The sequence below is a fragment of the Microbacterium sp. NPDC055312 genome (assembly GCF_053645675.1).
The window spans coordinates 239,481-259,149 of sequence record NZ_JBSHMU010000003.1 but is presented as its reverse complement, the minus strand read 5'-3'; the positions used below and the strand labels follow the sequence as shown (position 1 = coordinate 259,149).

Genomic DNA, 19,669 nt, shown 5'->3' with positions numbered 1-19,669 from the left:
GGGGCTCGTGCTGCTCATCTCGACTTCAGCAGCTGAGTGAGGCATCTTGCCACGCGTGCCTGCTGCTCCTCGGTCACATGCGGGAACATAGGCAAGGAGAGAATCTGCGCGGCCGCGGCTTCAGCGACGGGGAATTCGCCCGTCCGGTGGCCGAGCCCTGCGTATGCTCTCGTGAGCGGCACGACGGTCGGATAGTGGATACCGACGGCTATCCCCGCCGCTGTCATGCTGTTCATCACCCGATCACGCTCATCGACTCTCACGACGTAGAGATGCCAGACATCCTCACTTCCCATGCGCTGTGCGGGAATACGCATCCCCTGCAGGTTCTCGAGCAGCTCGCCATAGCGCGCGGCGGCGACCCGGCGTGCGTGGTTCCAACCATCGAGCCTGCGCAGCTTGGCACGCAGCACGGCCGCCTGCAGGGCATCCATTCGGGCGTTCATGCCGATGTGATCGTGCGCGTACTTGACGGTGCTCCCGTGCGCAGCGAGAGTGCGAATCAACGCTGCAGCATCAGCGTCGTCAGTCATCACTGCGCCAGCATCACCGGCGGCGCCCAGATTCTTGCCGGGGTAGAAGCTGGTGGCGGCGATCCGTCCCAACGCGCCGGCTCGGCCGGCTGACGAGGACGCGCCCTGCGACTGCGCCGCGTCCTCGATCAGCACAATGTCGTGCTTCTGAGCGATCGGCAGGATCCGCTCGACGGGTGCGGTCTGACCGAACAGGTGCACCGGCACGATGGCCCTGGTCCGTTCGGTGATCGCCGCGTCGACGGCATCCGGGTCGATCAGCAGATGCTCATCGTCGACGTCGACGAACACGGGAACCGCACCGATGCGCGACGCCGCCTCGGCGGTGGCGATGAACGTGTTGGCGGGCATGATGACCTCGTCGCCCGGGCTCACGCCCGCGGCGCGATACGCCAGCTCGAGGGCATCCGTTCCGTTCGAGACGCCCACGACGTGCGCGACGCCGATGTAGTCGGCGTACTCACGTTCGAACGCGTCGATCTGCTCCCCGCCGATGAACGCGGCCGAGGCGAGCTGGTGCTGCCACACCGGCAGCACCTCGTCGACGATCTCGGCCTGCTGCGCGGCCAGATCCAGGAACGGAACCTTCATGTGCTTCTCCCCAGTGCTCGTGCGGGCACCCCTGCCCACGTCTCATCTTGCGGTACGTCGGCGAGCACCGCTGCTCCCATGCCGACGGTGGACCCCGCACCGACCGTCAGTCCCTGCCTGACCGACGCATTCATGCCGATGTACGCCGCCTCGCCGACGTGGACGCCGCCGCCGAGGGCTACGCCGGCGGCAAGCGTGCTGAAGTCGTCGAGCACGTCGTCGTGCGTGATGGTGCAGTTCGGCATCACCACCACGTGGCACCCCACCCTGGCGTCGGCGGTGACGACGGTGCAGTCCAGCAGGATGCTGCCGGCGCCGAGATCACTCGATCGTCCGATGCGGGCCGAGCGGGCCACGAAGACGCCGTATCTGTCGTCGGCGACACCGGCGTCGGCGAGCCGGCTCACGACGGCCCGTCGGGATGCACTGGGGCCGATCGTCACCAGCAGCTGCTCGTCGCGCTGCGCGGCGAGCGCGATCGGACCGATCACCGGCACGCCGGCGATCTCGGTGCCGTGCATGGCGCCGTCGTCGTCGAGGATGCCGGTCACCCCCGCGATCCCCGCCGCGAGGACCTCACGGGCCAGTCCGCTGGCGCCGAGCAGCAGCAGCCCCTGTGTCATGCCGATCGACCGCCCGCGCCGCGCAGCACCGCGATGACGCGATCCTGATCGGCCTCGCTGAAGGAGTGGTACAGCGGCAGGATGAGCGTGCGGTCAGTGAGCCGCTCGGTCACCGGAAGGCCGCCGGCCGGTGTGAGAGTGCGGTACGGCGGCTGCCGGTGCGCGGCCATGATGCCGCGGCGGGCGGAGATGCCGGCATCCGCCAGCGCCTCGAGCAGTCCCTCCCGCTCGAGGGGGTACTCGTCTTCGACCTCCACCCAGAACGACTGCACGTTGCCGGTGCCGTAGTCCGGGTCCTCGATCGCGCGCAGGCCGGCGACGTCGGAGATGCTGCGCCGGTAGCGGTCGGCGAACTCGCGGCGCCTGGCCACGATGCGCGACAGCCGTCCCAGCTGCACCAGACCGACCGCGGCCTGCAGGTCGGTCATGCGGAAGTTGTACCCGACCTCGGTGTACTCCTCCGCCGGCGGCAGCACTGAGCGATGCCGCTCGGTGGCCGAGACGCTCATCGCATGTTCGCGCAGGTGCCGGGCCCGGGCAGCCCATTCCTCGTGCGCGGTGGTGAGCATCCCGCCTTCGCCGGTGGTGAGCAGTTTGCGGGGGTGGAACGACCACGCCGTGATCTCGGCCCCGGCTCCGACCGGACGCCCCCGGTAGGTCGAACCGGCGCCGCACGCGGCGTCTTCGATCACCACGATGCCGCGCGGATCCGTCACGGCGCGCACATCGTCGAGATCGACCGGCACGCCGCCCTGGTCGACGGCGATCACCGCACGGGTGGTCGGGGTGAGCGCAGCCTGCACCGTCTGACCGGTCACGTTGCCGGTGCGGGCATCGACGTCGGCGAACACCGGGTTCGCACCGGCATGGCGGACGGCGTTGGCGGTGGCGATGAACGAGAACGACGGGACGACGACGTCATCCCCGGGGCCGATCCCGGCGACGATCAGCGCCAGGTGCAGGGCGGTGGTGCAGCTGGTGGTCGCGACGGCGTACGGCGCCTGCATGGCGGCGGCGAACTCCTCCTCGAACCGGGCCACCCGCGGCCCCTGAGCAACCCAGCCGCTGCCGATCGCCTCGGCCACCGCGTCGATCTCCTCCTGGCCGAGCCAGGGGACCATGACGTTGATGCGTTCGCTCACCGCGGCACTTTCTCCCAGTTGCGGTCCTCGATGCGCGCGAGCATCTCCTGGGGCGAAGTCGGCCGACTCCGGAACCACTCCACGAGATCGCGCACCCCGTCGGCGAAGTCGACCCGCGGCGCGTAGCCGGTCATCGCGGTCATCTGCGACGATTCGGCCAGCAGCCGCCGGACGTCACCCGGGCGGGGGTCGAGGTGCATCGGCAGCAGATCCTCACGGCCGGCCGCAGCGGTGACCACCGATGCGAGCCGGTTGATCGTGATGTCGGCCCCCGAGCCGACGTTCACCGTCTGCCCGATCGCCTCGTCGGACTCGGCCAGCGCGATGATCCCCCGCGCCGTGTCTGTCACGTGGGTGAAGTCGCGGGACTGCTCGCCGTCACCGTAGATGATCGGAGCCTCGTCGCACAGTGCCCGCACGATGGTGCGGGGGATCACCTCGCCACTGTCGCCCTCGAAGTGGCTGCGCGGCCCGTAGGCGTTGAACGGGCGCACCACCAGCGCGGGGAACCCGTGCGTGCGGAAGGCGGCGCGGGCGTAGGCTTCTCCGGCGAGCTTGCTCGCGCCGTACACGGTCTCAGGGAACGTGGGATGCCCCTCGTCCATGGGCGCGTACTGAGCAGAGCCGTACACCTCACTCGAGCTCACATGCACATACCGCCGCACGCCGGCACGGCGGGCCTGCTCGACGAGGGAGAGGGAGAGGGTCGCGTTGACGGCGTGGTTCTCCTGCGGGTCGTGCAGACTGTGCCGCACACCCAGGCAGGCGAGATGGAAGACGAGGTCCGTCTCCGCCAGCAGCGCCTCGAGATGCTCCGATTCGCGCGCGTCTACGGTGTCTAGGCGCACCCGGGGGTCGTTGAGTGCGCCCTCGAGGTTGTCCGCTGCGCCGGTGACGAGGTTATCCACGACCACGACGGATGCGGCGTCCTGCTCGACGAGGGCGTCGACGAGGTGGCTGCCGATGAATCCGGCACCTCCGGTCACCAGAACTCGGGAGCCTTCGATCTGAGTCATGACAGCACCAGCTCACGCTCGGCGCCGACCGGATGCGGGGTTCCGCCGTTCTCGAGGCTGCCCCGGACCGCCTCGAGAACCGACAGCACGCGAAGGCCGGATGCTCCGTCTGTGCGTGCCTCCCTCTTCTCGCGGATGGCTGAGGCGAATTCAGCGGTCATGTTCGAGAGCGCCTCGGTCTCAGGCAGCGCGGGCGACCAGGTGTCGCCGAGTCGGTAGGAGATGTGCGCGGCACGCGCATCGCTCGTCGTCGCCTTGGACTGCTCGGCGAGGTCGACCCCGCGGTCGTACACGCTCAGCCTCTGCTGCGGGTTGAGGTCATCCCAGACGAGAGTGCGCTTGGTGCCCCCGATCACCATCTGACGGATCTTGGTCGGGCTCAGCCAGTTCACGTGGATGTGCGCGATGGCGCCTCCGGCCAGCGGCAGGGTCAGATAGCCGACGCACGACTTCCCGGTGCGTAGCGGGTCGGCCCCCTGGGCGGCGACGGTCGCCGCGTCGATGCCCCCGGGCAGTACGAAGTCGATGATCGACAGGTCGTGCGGCGCCAGATCCCAGAACACGTCGACGTCGGGCTGAATGAGCCCGAGGTTGATGCGCACGCTGTCGAGGAAAAGGATGTCGCCGAGCTCGCCGTCGGCGATCAGCTGGCGGATCTTGAGCACGGCCGGCGTATAGCAGTATGTGTGATCTGCCATCAGCACCAGACCGTTGGCCTTGGCCGCGTCGACCATCTCCGCCCCGCGATGCCGATCGTCGGCAAGCGGCTTCTCGACTGTGACGTGCTTGCCCGCAGCGAGCGCGGCCATCACCACCGGATAGTGTGTTCTGGCCGGTGTGGCGACAGCGATCGCGTCGATGTTCGGATCAGCGAGCACCTCGTCGAGGCTCGTCGAGATCGGCACACCTCCGACGCGATCGGCCACACGCTGCGCCCGTTCGGCGTCGAGGTCGCAGATGACCCCGAGCTCCCAATCCGGGCTGACGGCGAAGTTCCTCGCCAGATTCGGTCCCCAGTACCCTGCGCCGACAACGCCGACGCGCATGCGCGATGAGCTCACGCTTCCTCCCCAGTTTTCTGTTTCTCCCATTTGTGGCCGCCCTCCCCGGCGGCCCAACCCGATCTCCGCGACCGAAGCTCTCAGACGCGGCGTCCGATGGCGACCTTCGGGCTCACAAGAGACAGCGCCACATGGCGTTGCTGCACCCGAATACGCGAATCCCCAGCACGCTGCATCTCCCCAAGTCCCCGCTCATGGGATCTTCCGCTTCATCGCAGAGGATCCCTCTAATCGACTCGAGTCGGCGTCGTGCTCATGCACGAGCGGCGAATCGAAGTCGTCCCGCTCGCATAGTAGCCTTCACCGCCCGCCGGCGACAACCTCCGGAACAGGGGAGGTCACTCACTCGACTCTCAAGTGTCGGCGACGGAGACCCGCAGCCAGCTGTAGCCCTCGCAGCAGCCCATCCGAGAAGGATGCCGATCGCGTCTGCACCCTATGCTGAGCTCAACCACCCGTCCGGAGGACCGACATGAGCAGCATCGATTCCGCACGCATCTCGGCCACGGCCGACGTCGACCCTCGCGCGCGGATCGGCCATCGCACCCGCATCTGGCACCTGGCTCAGGTGCGCGAGTTCGCGCAGGTGGGCGTGGACTGCAACATCGGCCGCGGCGCGTACGTCGGCCCCGGCGTGCGGATCGGCGACAACTGCAAGCTGCAGAACCACGCACTGGTCTACGAGCCCGCCCGTCTCGCTGACGGCGTCTTCATCGGGCCCGCCGCGGTGCTCACGAACGACGAGTTCCCCCGGGCGGTGAACCCGGACGGCTCGCTGAAGTCCGGCGACGACTGGCAGGCCGTCGGCGTGATCATCGAGCAGGGGGCGTCCATCGGCGCCAGGGCGGTGTGCATCGCTCCCGTGCGGATCGGAGCGTGGGCGCTGGTCGCGGCCGGAGCGGTGGTGACGAAGGACGTGCCCGCACACGCCCTGATGGTGGGTGTGCCGGCGCGGCGCATCGGCTGGGTCGGACGTGCCGGTCGTCCGCTCGAGCGGGATGGCGACGAGTGGGTCTGCGGGACGACCGGCGAGCGCTATCGCGAAGAGAACGGTGCTCTGCTGCCGACCGGCTGAGCGCGGGCACGACCATTTCGTCTGGTGGGGCCAGCCGTCGGCGCTCCCGCGCGGGCACCCGACTAGACTCGAAGCGCGACGCTGTCACATGCGTCGCTGGCGCGTCCGGCATCCCCAGTGCCTCGCGTCAGATGCGGAGCCGTCCCCAGCGGCCCGTGTCAGCGGCCCCTGCTGAGTCCCCACTCGCTGGGGCCGCGCCCGTCTTCCAGGCCATCCGCGGCCGTGAACGCGAAAGAGGCGGCCACCCGCGAGGGTGACCGCCTTTCCGACCTGAGGGCGTCTCAGAGCGCGAGGTGCTGGCGCACGGTGCGCGCCAGCGACTCGGCGTGCAAGTTCGCGGTATCGGCATCCGCCGCCTCGACCATCACACGCACGAGCGGCTCGGTGCCCGACTTGCGCAGCAGCACCCGGCCGGTCGAGCCCAGCTGCGCTTCGACGTCCTTGACCGCGTCCTGCACGCCGGCGTGATCCGAGACGGCGTCCTTGTCGACGTCCTTCACGTTGATCATCACCTGCGGGTAGACCGTCATGATCGAGGCCAGTTCGGCGATCGACTTCTTCTGACGCGCCATCTCGGCGACCAGGTGGAGCCCCGTGAGCAGGCCGTCGCCGGTGGTGGCGAAGTCGCTCATGATCACGTGACCCGACTGCTCGCCGCCGAGCGAGTAGCCGCCGGCGTTCATGTCCTCGAGCACGTAACGGTCGCCCACCGCGGTCTGACGCACGGTGATGCCCTGCTCGCGCATGGCGATGTGCAGACCGAGGTTGCTCATCACGGTGGCGACGAGCGTGTCGTCGACCAGCTTGCCGCGGCTCTTCATCGCCACGGCCAGGATGGCCATGATCTGGTCGCCGTCGACGACCTTCCCGTCGGCGTCGACAGCGAGGCAGCGGTCGGCGTCGCCGTCGTGGGCGATGCCGATGTCGGCTCCGACGCGGATGACCTCTGCCGCGAGCTTGTCGAGATGGGTCGATCCGACGCCGTCGTTGATGTTCAGTCCGTCGGGATCCGCCCCGATGACGGTGACCTTGGCGCCCGCCGCGGCGAAGACCTCGGGAGAGGCTCCGGATGCCGCGCCATTGGCGCAGTCGAGCACGACGTGGATGCCGTCGAGGCGGTGCGGCAGCGAGGCCAGCAGATGCATGACGTAGCGATCCTCGGCATCCGAGAACCGGATGACGCGACCGACGTCACCGCCGGTGGGCTGCAGCTTCTCGCGCGAGGCGATGTGCTCTTCGATGCGCTGCTCGACGACATCGGGCAGCTTGACTCCGCCGCGGGCGAAGATCTTGATGCCGTTGTCGGGCGCTGCGTTGTGCGAGGCCGAGATCATCACGCCGAAGTCGGCGTCGATGTCCGAGATGAGGAACGCCGCGGCCGGCGTGGGCAGGATGCCCGCGTCGAGAACATCCACGCCCGACGAGGCGAGACCCGCCTCGACAGCGGCGCTGAGGAAGTGCCCCGAGATGCGCGGATCACGCGCGACGACGGCGGTGAGCCGCTTGCCGGCGGTGCGACGCGCATCGGCGATACGGCCCTGGCCCAGGACGACGGCAGTCGCCTGGGCCAGGTGGAGCGCAAGTTCGGCGGTGAGGAGCTGACCGTTGGCCAGCCCCCGCACGCCGTCCGTTCCGAACAGTGCCATGAGAGGAACTGCGCGGATCAGCGCTTCGAGTACTGAGGAGCCTTGCGGGCCTTCTTGAGACCGGCCTTCTTGCGCTCGATGACGCGAGCGTCGCGCGAGAGGAAGCCGGCCTTCTTGAGGGTCGGGCGGTTGTTCTCGGCGTCGATGTTGTTCAGCGCACGGGCGATGCCGAGGCGCAGCGCGCCGGCCTGACCCGAGTCGCCGCCGCCCGAGATGCGGGCGATGACGTCGTACGCACCCTGCAGGTTCAGCACCGTGAAGGGGTCGTTGATCAGCTGCTGGTGCAGCTTGTTCGGGAAGTAGTCCTCGAGCGTGCGACCGTTGATCGTGATGGTGCCCGAGCCGGGAACCAGACGCACGCGGGCGATGGCCTGCTTGCGACGGCCGACAGCTGCGCCGGGAACGGAGAGCACGGGGCGGGGAGCCGACTCCTGGACCTCAGCCTCAGGGCTCGAGGTCGAGAAGGTCTGCGGGAATTCGGTGGTGTCCTGGATTTCAGCCACGAGTATGTCCTTAAGTCTTACGGCGCTTACTGGGCGACCTGGTCGAGGGTGTACGGCGTGGGCTGCTGAGCGGCGTGCGGGTGCTCGGCACCGGCGTACACCTTGAGCTTCGACAGCTGCTGACGACCCAGGGTGTTCTTCGGGAGCATGCCGCGGACGGCCTTCTCCACGGCGCGAACCGGGTGCTTCTCGAGGAGCTCGGCGTAGCTCGTGGCGGTCAGGCCGCCCGGGTAGCCGGAGTGGCGGTAGGCCATCTTCTTCTGGAGCTTCTGGCCCGTGAGGGCGACCTTCTCGGCGTTGACGATGATGACGAAGTCACCCACGTCGACGTGCGGGGCGAAGGTGGCCTTGTGCTTGCCACGCAGGATTGCTGCTGCGTGCGATGCCAGGCGGCCGAGAACGACGTCGGTGGCGTCGATGACGATCCAGTCACGCTGGACCTGCCCGGCCTTCGGGGTGTAAGTGCGCGTCACGATAGTGCTGCTTTCTTAGTTCGAACGGAGAGGTTCGTGAATCCCACTCCGGGGTGGGTTCCATCTCGAGGATCCGAGGGGAACACGCGCCAGTGGAGGGCTCACGTTCGCGGGTGCGACCGCAGTTGATCACACACCAAGGGGCAAGCTTACAGCATCCGGAGTCAAGGGGCGAACGGCGGCCTCGTCATCGGCCGGTGGTCCCACATGGCTGCCTCCTCGCGCACGACGCGACCATATCGGCCCACCCGATGTGCGGCGCCCTCGCTCGCGTCCCCCGCCCTGTCGGCCGGCGGTCCCGAATGGCTGCATCCTTTCGAGCGAGGCGACCATATGGGTCCACCCGGGGTGCGGCGCCCTGTCTCCGCACGGGCCCACCCGAAGCGCCGCAATCGTCCTGCACATGTGCCGGCCACATCGGATACTCCCCCGGTCGTGGATCCGGCACAATCGCGAGTCGGGAGCAGAGGCGAGAGTGGACGGATGCCCATCACACCGAACAGCCTGCCGAGCGCACTCGGCGTGCGTTTCAACGTCGGGAGCGGTCGCGAGGCAGGACTGACCCGCGGCCGGATGCGAGCAAAAGACCTCGACCGGCCGTTCCACGGCGCGCGCCGCACCGTCGCCGACATCGCCGCAGAGCAGGACGAGATCACCCGCGACACCGAGCCGCTGGCCCTCACGCGGACGAGCAAACGCCTCATGCGTTCGAAAGCGCTGTCGTATCTGCAGGTCGCCGCTTCCGGCAGCTTCATCTGCGGCGTCAGCGCCGCCGTGCTGCGCGGTTATCCGGTCGATCCCCCCGACACACTCGACGTCGCGGTCTTCGCACCGCGCAGGGCGCCGAAGGGGCGCGGCGTCAAGGGGCGCACCATCAGGCCGCATCTGGTCGTCATCGACGAACTCGATGGCATCCCGACCTCTTCTCCGGCCAGCACCTGGGCGATGCTCGGACGCGACCTCAGCGTGCGCAAGCTGATCATCCTCGGGGATGCGATGGTCAGAATTCCGCGCGACGATCACGGGATTCCGCATCCGGAGCGGGCCGGGGCGACGATCGAGCAGCTGCAGGCCGTGATCGACGCCGGTTCACGGCCGGGGCTGAAGAAGCTGCGAACCGCGCTCGATCGAATCCGGGTCGGCTGCTCATCGCCGCTCGAGACGGATTACCGGCTCGACAGCGAGGACGCCGGTCTGCCCGAGCCGGAACTGGATGTCGACATCTGCGACGATCGAGGCCGCAGGCTGGGGATCTCGGAGTTCGCCTACCGGCAATACCGCGTCGCGGTCGAGATAGAGGGCGATCACCATCGCTCGTCGAAGCAGCAGTGGAATCGAGACCTGCAGAAATAACGCGACTACGCGAACGCCGGCTGGGAGGTCGTGCGGTTGACCGCCCTCGACATCCGTACCCGCAAGACGGCTGCTCGCATCGTGCGCGAGGTGCTGATGCGGCGGGGCTGGCGCCCTGACCTCTGAGCGCACTACACCCTCGCGCGTGGGCCCACATGGCGGCATCCCTCGCCCGCAGGCGACCACATGGGACCACCCGACGACGCGGTGTCACCTCACAGGGCCGCGACACCCCGCGGGTGGGCCCGAGTGGCGGCATCCCTCGCCCGCAGGCGACCACATGGGCCCACCCGGCCAAGTGAGGTCGACATCATGGAGCCGACACCCTCGCGGGTGGGCCCAAGTGGCGGCATCCCGCGTCCGCAGGCGACCACATGGGACCACCCGGCCAAGTGAGGCCGACGTCACAGCCGGACGCCCCTCTCGAGTGGGCCCGCATGGCGGCATCCCCCGCGCCGAAGCGACCATATGGGACCACCCGACCACGCAGCGCCACCTCACAGAGCCACGACCCCTCGCAGGTGGGCCCACATGGCGGCATCCCCCGCGCCGAAGCGGCCATATGGGACCACCCGACCACACGCGGGGCCGAGCCCGGACTACGCCGCCTCGGCCGTCACGAGGATGGGACGGTGATCGCTCGTGGCCTGCGGCAGGGTCGTGATCTTCGAGATGTCGAAGCCGACTGACGTCGCGAAGTCGTAGTGCCCGCGGAACACGCGGTAGCGCGTATACGTGCGGTCGTCGCTGAGGGTCAGGGTGTACCCGTGCTCGCGCACGGTCTGGCCGAGGCTCTCCTTGAACACGGGGTAGTTGTAGTCGCCGACCATGAGCAGCGGCAGCCCGGGTCCGAGCTCCTGCAGGGCGTCGAGTCCCGCCCTGATCTGGTTCCGCCGCAGCGAGTTGAGCGCGGTGAGCGGCGCTGCGTGGAACGAGGCGACGATCAGCCCCCGCCCGGTGTCGATGTCACGCAGCCGCGCGCCGAGCACGCGCTCGTTCGCCGGCTTCAGCACACGGTCGTGAAGCGATTTCTTCAGCCCGATCGTGCGCACCTGCTCGACCTGGAACAGGTTGCGCCGCAGGTACATCGCGAGCCCCAGACGATTGCCACTGGTGGTGTGCACGAGCGACAGTCCGCCGATGGCATCCCGGAGGGCGGTGGTGTCGCACTCCTGCAGACAGAGGATGTCGGGATCGTGCTGGGCGACGAGCGCCGTCAACTCGGCTGCGGCGCGATGCTTGCGCAGGTTGTACGAGATCACCCTCATGCCGGCCACGTTACCGCCGCGATCTGACCGCGCGACGGGGTTGCGCTCGAGGCGCCCGCCGGACTAATCGTCGTCGCGGTCGCGTCGGGCGCGAGTCTGCTCGGCGCGGGATGCCAGCAGCTCGTCGGCCGGATACCCGACCTCGACGAGAGTGAGCCCCCTCGCCGGCAGCACCTTGAATGCGCTCGTGCGAGTGAGCTCATCACGCAGTCGCGCGACGTCGTCGACCTCGAGCCTGCCCTCCCCGACGGCCGCGCACGCCCCGACGAGTGCGCGCACCATGCTGTGGCAGAACGCGTCGGCCTTCACCTCCGCGACGAGCACGCCGTCGCGATCGCGCGTCCAGCGGTAGTCGAGCAGGGTGCGGATGGTGGTCGCCTCCTCGCGCGGCTTGCAGTACGCCGCGAAGTCGTGCAGACCGATGAGGGTGTGCGCTGCGGCATCCATCCGCTCGACGTCGAGAGCGGCGCGGATCGTCGTCGTGTCGTTGCGGCGCATCGGGTCGTAGCCCACCGTCGCGTCGGCGAGCCGGTAGCCGTACCGCCGCCACACCGCCGAGAAGCGCGCGTCGAAACCGTCCGGCGCGAGGCTGGTGCGGGTGACGGTCACGTCGGGATAGCTGCCGAGCACGCCCCGGATGCGACGGGCGAGCGACCCCGCAGGATCAGTCGCCGCATGGCCGTGGCGCGTCTGCAGCCGAGCCCGCTGGGCGTCATCAAGGTCGACGTGCGCGACCTGATCGGAGGCGTGCACCCCGGCATCGGTCCGACCGGCGACGACCAGCTGCGCCTCGGAGCCGAGGATGCGCGCGAGCGCCGCCTCGATCGTGCCCTGCACCGTGCGCAGGCCCGGCTGCTTCGCCCAGCCGCGGAAGTGGGTGCCGTCGTAGGCGATGTCGAGACGGATGCGCACGTGTTCAGCCTAGACGCGAGCGCCGGCCGCGGATGTCGGCGGTTGATGGCCCAGGATGCCTGACCGACGCATTCCATCAAGTCGCATATAGTTTCGAGTTCTGTGGAGAACTGCTACGGTTGTCTTCGTAGTTTTGCTTGACTTGTGACTGGCCGGCGTTTAGGCTTTTCACATGTCAGCATCCGCTCTGCACCCGTTGCGAGAAGCCGTCACGGCTCTCGCCGGGGTGTGGGCGGATGCCTCGACCGCGGCCGACCTCGACCGGTCGGACCTCGTGTCGCTGACCCGCGCCATCGGTTCCGCGCGGCGGGCGCTGGATGCCCTGCAGGCCGACGTCGCCGCGGCCATCGCGCGCGAATCCCGACCGGAACTGGGTGCCGAGTCGCTGGCGAAGCAGCAAGGATTCCGCAGCACCGCCCAGCTCATCGCGACCACCACCGGCACGAGCGCGGGAGACGCGGCGCGGCTGGTGAAAGTCGGCGAGGCGATCGCACCCCGGCAGAATCTGCTCGGCGAGCCCGCGCCGGCGAAGTACCCGGCCGTGCAGACCGCGGTGACCTCCGTCCAGTTGGGTGGTGCCGGGGCGGCGGTGATCGTGGAGTTCCTCGACCGGGCGCGGATCGGGGCCGACAAAGACCTTGTGGCGGATGTCGAGCAGCAGCTGGTGGAGCGAGCCGTCGGACTGTCGCTGGATGACGTGCGCCGCCTCGTCAAGCGCGCCGAAGCGGTGCTCGAAGCCGACAAGCTCGAAGCGCGAGAAGAAGAGCGCCGCATGGCGCGGGCGCTGAGCATGTTCGAACGCGACGGCATGCTGCACCTCAACCTCGTCACCCCGGTCGAAGAAGGCGCACCGATCAAAGCGGCGATCGACGGGTACGTGTCGGCACAGTTCCAGGCCCGCAAAGACATGGCCGACACGGGCATCGCGGACGCGGGCGTCCTTGGTGCGAGTGGGGCGGATGCCGATCAGCGCACCGTCACCATGATGCGCGCCGACGCCCTCGCCCTGTTCTGCGCCCACATGCTCGACTGCGACAGCCGGATGCCCGTCAGCGGTGCCACCGTCATCGTCCGCATCAACGCATCGGATCTCGAAGCGGGCACGGGCGCGGGAAGCATCGACGGGATCGACCAGCCTATCTCCGTCACCGCGATCCGGCGGATGGCCGCCAGCGGCGGCGTCATCCCCTGCGTGCTCGACAGCGCCGGGGACATCCTCGACTGGGGGCGCGAGAAGCGCCTGTTCACCCGACAGCAGAAACTCGCCCTCGTCGACCGAGACGGCGGATGCGCGATGTGCGGACTCCCACCGAACATGACCGAAGTGCACCACATCGACTGGTGGAATCGAGACACCGGGCCGACGGACCTCGCCAACGGGATCCTGCTCTGCTCGACCTGTCACCATCGCATCCACGACAACGGGTGGGAGATCCGGATCGAGAACACCGATGCGCGCTCGGGCATCAGGGGACGAGTGTGGTTCATCCCACCACCACACATCGATCGCACCCGCGCACCCCGCCTCGGCGGCAGAGCCCGCTACGACATCGCCGCCTGAGCACAGCAGCTCTGCCCCCTGCCGTGCGACCCGAACCTGCCGTGCGACCCGAACCTGCCGTGCGACCCGGACCTGCCGTGCGACTCGGACCTGCCGTGCGACTCGACCGCGCAGTGCCGCCTCACCCGGGCTGCCCCGCCATCGCTCGCTCAGACCACACGCTCAGACCACACGCTCAGACCACACGCTCAGACCGCGACCTTCGGCTTCGCCCACGATCGCCCGCGGGTGTCCTTGAGAATCGTGTACTCCACGTCGACGTGCGGCTCGATGGCGCTGTACTTGTCGTTCGGTGCGCCGATCACGAGCTGGAATCCCAGCCCCCGCCACGCGCCGATCGCGCGCTTGGTGAAGTGCGCGTCGGCCTTGATCAGCGCCTCGTCCATGAACACCGGCGCGTACCGCGGACGCGACGCGCCGGCATCCCCCAGCTGGTATCGCAGAGCCGCACCGACGATGAACGCGACCAGCTCCTGCGACTCGCCACCCGACTTCTCGCCGATGTGGTCGTACAGGGCGACGTGCTCGCCCGTCTCGGCGAGCACCCGCTCGGCAGACACGCGCACGTGGTTGCGCACGTCGATCAGCTCGGCGAAGTCGGGAGCGGTGCGGCGCATCCGCCCGATCAGCCGGCTCATCCGCTTGTACGCGTGCTCGCGCTCGTCGTCGGTCGACGCCGCCTCGATCAGCCCGCGCACCTCGCGCAGCTCGCGGCGGAAGCGCTTACGGGCCTCGGACTGGTTCTCGCGCGGCGAGATCTGCAGGCGATGCCGGTCGTCGTAGAACGGCAGCTCGCGCATGATGCTGTTGATCGGCTCGATGCGCTCCCTGATCTCGCGCACCGACCGGCTCAGCGTCGAATCGAGGCTGGTCAGGTCGTTGCCCGAGAGCCCCAGCAGACTGTCTCGCCACTCGCTCTCGAGCTCGTGCAGCCCGTTCGTGCGCAGCGCCTCGAGGATGCCGAGGAACTCCGGCACCGAGGCATCCGGGTCCGGCAGCAGGTTGAGGTTCGGCCACCTCTCGAGAAATGACGACATCAGCTGCCGCATCCGCTCGCGCTGCTCGTCGTGCGCCTCGACCGCGGCACGGCGGTCGGATGCCAGACGTGCCGCCGCCGATGTCAAAGCGAGGTCGAGCCGGGCGAGGCGGTCGCTCGCCGACGCGCCCTCGCCGTCGCCAGACGCCGCGAGCATGAACCGCTCATCGAGGAACGCCGCCTGCGCATCGTCGACCGACATCTCCGACGCGTCGTCGACCACCCTCTGGCACTCGTCGACGTCGTCGGTCACCGCGCCCCACCGCTCCTGGGCGTCCGCGCACTGCGCGCCGAGCGCGCCGATCTCATCGCGCAGCACGGCGGCGCGCACCTTGAGGCTCTCGGCCCGTTCGCGCAGATCGGCGATCTCGGGACTCGCGGTCGTCACCTCGGCCTCGACGGCCTGCCACCGCTCGACCTCAGCCACGAGCGACGCGACGTCGATCTGCTCCCAGGTCAGGTCGTGGATCATCGCGAAGGCCGTCGAACGCTGCTCGATGGCATCCATCGCCGCCTCGGCGTCGGTCACCGCGGCGGTGGCCGCCCCGACCTCCGCCTCGAGAGCCGCGGCCTGCTCGTCGAGCGCACGCAGGCGCCGCTCGTTCGAGAAGCCCAGCACGTTCTCGCGCCCGTGCCCGCCGTGCGCGCCGCGACTGCCCTGCGACATCTGACCCGCGATGGTGAGCGCCATCGCGTGCGCCCCCAGCTGGGCCGACGAGTCGACGCACACGAACCCGAAGCGCTCGTCGAGACGCTGCTGCAGCCAGCCGGTGAACGGCGTGGGGCGGTGGTCGAGCCGGCCGGGGAGCGTACGCGTGTCGGCGAGATCGGCCGACGCCAGACCGGTCTGCACACCCTCGTAGCGCAGCCGGATCGGCAGGCGCACCTCGTCGATCGCGGCGCGGAACCGGTCGATGTGCGCGTCGTCGAGCAGGATCGTCGTCGCGAACCCGCCGAGGGCGAGATTGAACGCCTCGCGCCACGGCTCGAACTCGGTGCGCACCTCGATCAGCTCGCCGACGAACGGCAGGTCGTCGACGTCGAGACCGGCCGCCTCGGCCAGCAGCACGCGCGCCCGGTCGAGGGCGGAAGGGATGCTGCCGCGCAACCGATCCGCCTCCGCGCGCTCCTCGGCGAGCGCACGACGGCGCTTCGCGAGCGCCTGCCGGGCCGACTCGGCCTCGGCGAACGTCGCCCGCGCCTGGCGGCGAGCGGATGCCTCCGACTGGGCCGCACGCGCGGCGGCCTGCACCTCGGCGAACTCCTCGGCCGTCGTGGCCGACAGTCCGAGCTCGATCAGCACCGCGTCGAACCGGTCGCGCTCGCGCTGCACCTCGGCGAGGCGCCGCTCGACCGCGCGCAGTTCGCGCTGCGCGGTCTCGAGCCGGTCGCCGCCCGACTGGCGCAGCAGGTCGAGCAGGCCGTCGCGCTCGGCTTCGGCGGCGTCGACGAGCGCCTTCTTCTCACGCAGGGTCAGATCGAGCGCGTGCGTGCGGTCGCGCAGTTCATCCTCGACCTCGCGCAGCAGATCGAGGCGGCGCTGGGCCCGCCACAGCCTCGCGCGCGAATCGGGCGAGGCGAAGTCGCCCACCTCGTCGATCAGGCGCACCTGCTCCGCGGCTGCGGTGATCCGGTCGCGGATGCCCGGGATCGGCTCGAGGGCACTCACCTGCTGTCGCGCGGTGATCATGCTCGCGCGGGTGCTCTCGAGCTCGTCGAAGTGCGCGACCACGGCATCCGCCGTCGCCATCGTCTCGGGCTCTTCGAGAACCAGCCGCTTGTACAGGTCGTCGACCGTCGTGATCTGCTGACCGGCCTGGATGCGCGCGAGCAGACTCATCGCCTTCGCACCGGAACCCGCCGCGCCGATGCCCAGCACGGCGTGCAGGCGCGCCGAGAACTCGCGGTCGGTGCCGAGGGTGTCGAGTCCGAGGGCGCGCAGCGCCGAGTCGGCGAGCCGCTGCGAGGCGGCCTCTTCGAGCCGGGCGAGGTCGAAGAACCCGTCGGTCGTGGCACGCACCCGCACGGTGTCTTCGAGGATGCGTGCGCCCGCCGGGATGTACCAGGCGCGCAGCGCCGTGAAGCGCGAGCCGTCGTGGTCGAGCCACGTCATCGCGATCGCCGTCCAGGTGTCTTCGCCGTCGCCGCGCAGCACGCGCAGCCGGGTGCCCTCGTCGGTGCGCGACTCGTCGATCTTGCCGCGGCCGTACGAGAGGATGTTGCGCTGCTCATCTCCGCGCGGGCGGCCGGTGATCCCGCCGTTGGAGGCGCCGTTGAACGGTGTGGTGTGCGGCATCATCAGGGCGATGTAGGCATCCATCAGCGTCGACTTGCCCGATCCGGAGCCGCCGCACAGCATGGTCGCGTTGGGTGAGAACCGCACCCGGTGCGGGCCGCCGTCGTAGCCGCCCCAGTTGATCAGCTGCAGGTCTTCGGCGACCCACTGCTGGCCGCGGGAGTCGGCGGGGATCAGCCCGAAGAGCGTGTCGAGCATCGTCACAGCGCTGCCTCCTTCTGGGCGGTCGTCGTCTGTGCGGTCTGCTTCTCGGCAGTGGCGGCTCGGGATGCCTGCTGCGCCGCCTGCTCGCGCAGCCACGCGCGCAGCTCGGCGAGCTTCTCGGCGCTCAGCACCACCTCGACCAGAGGGCTGATCCAGTAGCGGCCGAGGGTCTCCTCGTCGATCACGCCCTCGCGGTCGAGCCGATCGAGCGCCGCGCGGATCGCCTTCTGCTGGCGGGCGATGCTGCCGTCGGCATCCGTCAGATAGCTGAGCACGGTCTGCTCGACGTCTTCGATGTCGATTCGAGGGGCCGGCTCGCCCGCAGCGGACTCGCGCTGGAAGACCGTGCGCAGGTGCACGAGCACGAGCGTCTCGGTGCGGTTGTACGGGGCGTCCTTGAGCAGGATCGGCACCTCGAACTCGTCGGAGCGCACCTGCTGCTTGTACGCCACACCGCGGCCGAGGTCGACCACCAGGCGCAGATACAGGTCGTGCATGCGCGACTCGATCAGCTGCTGGTGCTCGAGCAGCAGCGCCCACTCGGCGCGGCTGTCGGCGCTGAGGAACCGCCGCTGCAGCACGTGCACGAGCACACGTCGCACCTCCGGATCGAGGGTGCCTCGATCGCCGGGGAAGAGCTCGTCGGGGTCGTCCTCCATCGCCACCGGCGCGATGAACGGCGCCTCGGTCTCGTCAGCGGTGTCGTGGTCGTCGGTTCGCTCGGGGATGCCGAACGCCGGTTCCCCGGCATCCGCACCGGCGTTTACCATCCCCGATCCGGATGCCGGGCCCCCGGCCGCACCGGAAGCAGAAGTCTCGTCAGTCATCGTCGTCCTCCTCGGCTGCGCGAGCGGTCGCCGAGACGAACGCGAAGCGCCTCGTGGTGCCGTCGGGGCGCAGCGTCTCGACGGTCGACAGACCGTCGGTCTCGTTCATGCCGTTGCGGTGCGCGATCTCGAGCAGACCGACCAGGTCGACCGGGCGGCGCGTGTCGTCGGGGGCGTGGGCGAAGGCATCCGCCAGGTCGAACTGCTCGCCGAGACCCGCGACGTACGTTTCGAGCTCGGCGTACCTCGGGCCGCCCCACGAGCGCGAGTCGGCTTCGAGGTACTCGACGTCGTCGGCATCCGTCAGCGGGGCGGGCGCGCCGGGCGGGCGCACGTCGCCCACCGTCTGGCGCAGCCGCCCGAGGTCGATCAGCGGCAGGCTGCGCACCGGCTCGACCACCGCGTTCGCCGGCGCGGTCTGCGCCCACTGATGAAGGCCGGAGATGACATCGCGCAGCAGGTCGTCGATCTGCCGATCGCGCAGCGGGTCGTGCGTCTTCACCTGGCCGGTGATCACGTGCGAGGCGCGGCGCTGAGCGGCGAGCACCTCTTCGACGCCCAGCTCGACCCGGCGGCCGATCGCGTCGAACTCCGCCCGCTGCGTCTGATCGAGGTGCCGGGCGAAGGGATGCGCGAGCAGGTCGTGCAGCTGCTCGGCGAGAGCGTCGATGCGGTCCGGATCGCCGATCAGCCGCAGCGCTCCGGCGAAGGCCCGCCCCTCCGGGGTCGACTGCATGACATCCTTCGCGCGCTGCAGGTATTCGCGCAGCACCTCGCCGGTCGGACGCTCGTCACGGCGCAGGTGCGCGACGACATCGCGCTGCATCGCCTTGAGCGACTCGGCCACGCGGGTGAAGTCGGCGGGCAGCTCACGCGCCAGGTGCAGGATGTTCTCGGCCTCTTCGTACAGCTCCTCGTCGTCGACGGGAACCGTGCCGTTCGCCTGCACCCGCAGGATCTCGGCATCGAGTGCATCCCGCTCGGCCGTGAGACGCGCGATCCGCTTCACCGGGTCGGCTTCGGCCTCGTCGGCCAGCCGCTCGACCGCGTCGAGCAGGGTGCGCACGCGCGAGTTCGACACGCGGGTACGGCCGCCGCCTGTGCGGCCGGTGATCTCGAGCGCCTCGACCGCATGCGCCGAGAGCCGGTACACCTCGACGTCGTCGTCGATCTGCTGCACGAGCCAGCCCTGCTTCGCCCACGTGCGGCACACCTCGCGGCCACTGCCGGAGGGGATGCGGCGGTCGTCATCGTCGTGGCCGGCGGCACGCAGCTCGTCGAGAGCCTCGGCGACCTCGGCGTGGGCATCCGCGACGGGAACGGCGGGCCGTTCGGCCGAGAACAGCATCGACAGCGCGGCGATGACGAACGGCGCCTGGCGACCGTGAAGCAGCCCCAGCGTCGGCGTGCGGAACGCCGCGAGGGAGCGAGAGTATGCCGCCTCGGCACGCGCGCCAGTCATCGCCTCCAGTTTATCGGGCAGTGCGATGCTGCCCGTCTTCGCCGGCCCGCTGGCCACCGCCGGCCCCGCGTCCGCACCGACCCCGCG

General features: G+C 69.6%; 16 protein-coding genes. 3 read left to right on the top strand and 13 right to left on the bottom strand.

Going from position 1 to position 19,669, the window contains the following annotated elements; all coding sequences use genetic code 11:
• Nucleotides 1-14: 14 nt before the first annotated feature.
• From ACWIDW_RS09815 to ACWIDW_RS09795, 5 genes are read right to left on the bottom strand one after another with little or no spacing between them, the layout of a single operon-like run.
• A complete protein-coding gene (locus tag ACWIDW_RS09815) occupies nucleotides 15-1,124 on the bottom strand; it encodes a DegT/DnrJ/EryC1/StrS family aminotransferase (RefSeq protein WP_454124884.1) in 1,110 nt (369 codons plus the stop codon).
• On the bottom strand, nucleotides 1,121-1,747 hold the full coding sequence (locus ACWIDW_RS09810) for a NeuD/PglB/VioB family sugar acetyltransferase (protein WP_454124882.1): 627 nt from the start codon (nucleotides 1,745-1,747) through the stop codon (nucleotides 1,121-1,123). The genes ACWIDW_RS09815 and ACWIDW_RS09810 overlap by 4 nt, the downstream gene beginning before the upstream one ends.
• Entirely contained in the window at nucleotides 1,744-2,868 is a 1,125-nt protein-coding gene (locus tag ACWIDW_RS09805; RefSeq protein ID WP_454125309.1) for a DegT/DnrJ/EryC1/StrS family aminotransferase, read from the bottom strand. Before ACWIDW_RS09805 ends, ACWIDW_RS09810 begins: the two co-directional genes overlap by 4 nt.
• Before the next feature lie 17 nt (nucleotides 2,869-2,885).
• Complete coding sequence (locus tag ACWIDW_RS09800) at nucleotides 2,886-3,905, bottom strand: dTDP-glucose 4,6-dehydratase (RefSeq protein ID WP_454124880.1); 1,020 nt, start codon at nucleotides 3,903-3,905, stop codon at nucleotides 2,886-2,888.
• Nucleotides 3,902-4,951, bottom strand: a complete 1,050-nt coding sequence (locus tag ACWIDW_RS09795) for a Gfo/Idh/MocA family protein (RefSeq protein ID WP_454125308.1) — start codon at nucleotides 4,949-4,951, stop codon at nucleotides 3,902-3,904. The genes ACWIDW_RS09800 and ACWIDW_RS09795 overlap by 4 nt, the downstream gene beginning before the upstream one ends.
• A 487-nt stretch (nucleotides 4,952-5,438) precedes the next feature.
• On the opposite strand from ACWIDW_RS09795, the gene ACWIDW_RS09790 reads away from it, so the two are divergent.
• Nucleotides 5,439-6,041: an acyltransferase gene (locus ACWIDW_RS09790; RefSeq protein ID WP_454124878.1), complete on the top strand. Its 603-nt coding sequence runs from the start codon at nucleotides 5,439-5,441 to the stop codon at nucleotides 6,039-6,041.
• A 281-nt stretch (nucleotides 6,042-6,322) separates the two neighbouring features.
• Here the strand turns inward: ACWIDW_RS09790 and glmM are convergent, their stop codons facing one another.
• From glmM to rplM, 3 genes are read right to left on the bottom strand one after another with little or no spacing between them, the layout of a single operon-like run.
• Nucleotides 6,323-7,687, bottom strand: coding sequence for a phosphoglucosamine mutase (gene glmM, locus ACWIDW_RS09785; protein ID WP_454124876.1), 1,365 nt, complete (start codon nucleotides 7,685-7,687; stop codon nucleotides 6,323-6,325).
• Nucleotides 7,688-7,704: 17 nt separating this feature from the next.
• Nucleotides 7,705-8,190, bottom strand: coding sequence for a 30S ribosomal protein S9 (gene rpsI / locus ACWIDW_RS09780; protein WP_071640480.1), 486 nt, complete (start codon nucleotides 8,188-8,190; stop codon nucleotides 7,705-7,707).
• Nucleotides 8,191-8,216: 26 nt separating this feature from the next.
• Nucleotides 8,217-8,663, bottom strand: coding sequence for a 50S ribosomal protein L13 (rplM, locus tag ACWIDW_RS09775; protein WP_454124874.1), 447 nt, complete (start codon nucleotides 8,661-8,663; stop codon nucleotides 8,217-8,219).
• 207 nt (nucleotides 8,664-8,870) lie between these two features.
• On the opposite strand from rplM, the gene ACWIDW_RS09770 reads away from it, so the two are divergent.
• Nucleotides 8,871-10,016, top strand: coding sequence for a hypothetical protein (locus ACWIDW_RS09770; RefSeq protein ID WP_454124872.1), 1,146 nt, complete (start codon nucleotides 8,871-8,873; stop codon nucleotides 10,014-10,016).
• A gap of 599 nt (nucleotides 10,017-10,615) precedes the next feature.
• Here ACWIDW_RS09770 and ACWIDW_RS09765 read toward each other — a convergent pair.
• Both ACWIDW_RS09765 and truA read right to left on the bottom strand, forming a co-directional pair.
• The gene (locus tag ACWIDW_RS09765; RefSeq protein WP_454124870.1) at nucleotides 10,616-11,284 is read right to left on the bottom strand and encodes an endonuclease/exonuclease/phosphatase family protein; all 669 of its coding nucleotides are present in this window, start codon (nucleotides 11,282-11,284) and stop codon (nucleotides 10,616-10,618) included.
• Nucleotides 11,285-11,347: 63 nt separating this feature from the next.
• Nucleotides 11,348-12,196 carry a tRNA pseudouridine(38-40) synthase TruA gene (gene truA, locus ACWIDW_RS09760; protein ID WP_454124868.1) on the bottom strand — a complete coding sequence of 283 codons (849 nt, stop codon included), beginning with the start codon at nucleotides 12,194-12,196 and terminating at the stop codon, nucleotides 11,348-11,350.
• Nucleotides 12,197-12,368: 172 nt separating this feature from the next.
• On the opposite strand from truA, the gene ACWIDW_RS09755 reads away from it, so the two are divergent.
• The gene (locus ACWIDW_RS09755) at nucleotides 12,369-13,757 is read left to right on the top strand and encodes a DUF222 domain-containing protein (RefSeq protein ID WP_454124867.1); all 1,389 of its coding nucleotides are present in this window, start codon (nucleotides 12,369-12,371) and stop codon (nucleotides 13,755-13,757) included.
• Nucleotides 13,758-13,945: 188 nt separating this feature from the next.
• Here ACWIDW_RS09755 and ACWIDW_RS09750 read toward each other — a convergent pair whose 3' ends face one another.
• Genes ACWIDW_RS09750 through ACWIDW_RS09740 form a run of 3 tightly spaced genes read right to left on the bottom strand, consistent with a single transcriptional unit; the run spans nucleotide 13,946 to nucleotide 19,582 of the window.
• Nucleotides 13,946-17,293 carry an ATP-binding protein gene (locus tag ACWIDW_RS09750; protein ID WP_454124865.1) on the bottom strand — a complete coding sequence of 1,116 codons (3,348 nt, stop codon included), beginning with the start codon at nucleotides 17,291-17,293 and terminating at the stop codon, nucleotides 13,946-13,948.
• Nucleotides 17,290-18,120, bottom strand: coding sequence for a DUF4194 domain-containing protein (locus ACWIDW_RS09745; protein ID WP_454124863.1), 831 nt, complete (start codon nucleotides 18,118-18,120; stop codon nucleotides 17,290-17,292). The genes ACWIDW_RS09750 and ACWIDW_RS09745 overlap by 4 nt, the downstream gene beginning before the upstream one ends.
• Nucleotides 18,113-19,582 carry a DUF3375 domain-containing protein gene (locus ACWIDW_RS09740; protein WP_454124861.1) on the bottom strand — a complete coding sequence of 490 codons (1,470 nt, stop codon included), beginning with the start codon at nucleotides 19,580-19,582 and terminating at the stop codon, nucleotides 18,113-18,115. The genes ACWIDW_RS09745 and ACWIDW_RS09740 overlap by 8 nt, the downstream gene beginning before the upstream one ends.
• Between the last annotated feature and the right edge of the window lie 87 nt (nucleotides 19,583-19,669).

Coding starts and splice junctions, on each gene's coding strand:
- ACWIDW_RS09815 (WP_454124884.1), bottom strand. CDS start 1,124: ATGAAGGTTCCGTTCCTGGATCTGGCCGCGCAGCAGGCCGAGATCGTC.
- ACWIDW_RS09810 (WP_454124882.1), bottom strand. CDS start 1,747: ATGACACAGGGGCTGCTGCTGCTCGGCGCCAGCGGACTGGCCCGTGAG.
- ACWIDW_RS09805 (WP_454125309.1), bottom strand. CDS start 2,868: ATGGTCCCCTGGCTCGGCCAGGAGGAGATCGACGCGGTGGCCGAGGCG.
- ACWIDW_RS09800 (WP_454124880.1), bottom strand. CDS start 3,905: ATGACTCAGATCGAAGGCTCCCGAGTTCTGGTGACCGGAGGTGCCGGA.
- ACWIDW_RS09795 (WP_454125308.1), bottom strand. CDS start 4,951: ATGCGCGTCGGCGTTGTCGGCGCAGGGTACTGGGGACCGAATCTGGCG.
- ACWIDW_RS09790 (WP_454124878.1), top strand. CDS start 5,439: ATGAGCAGCATCGATTCCGCACGCATCTCGGCCACGGCCGACGTCGAC.
- glmM (WP_454124876.1), bottom strand. CDS start 7,687: ATGGCACTGTTCGGAACGGACGGCGTGCGGGGGCTGGCCAACGGTCAG.
- ACWIDW_RS09770 (WP_454124872.1), top strand. CDS start 8,871: ATGGCTGCCTCCTCGCGCACGACGCGACCATATCGGCCCACCCGATGT.
- ACWIDW_RS09765 (WP_454124870.1), bottom strand. CDS start 11,284: ATGAGGGTGATCTCGTACAACCTGCGCAAGCATCGCGCCGCAGCCGAG.
- ACWIDW_RS09755 (WP_454124867.1), top strand. CDS start 12,369: ATGTCAGCATCCGCTCTGCACCCGTTGCGAGAAGCCGTCACGGCTCTC.
- ACWIDW_RS09745 (WP_454124863.1), bottom strand. CDS start 18,120: ATGACTGACGAGACTTCTGCTTCCGGTGCGGCCGGGGGCCCGGCATCC.
- ACWIDW_RS09740 (WP_454124861.1), bottom strand. CDS start 19,582: ATGACTGGCGCGCGTGCCGAGGCGGCATACTCTCGCTCCCTCGCGGCG.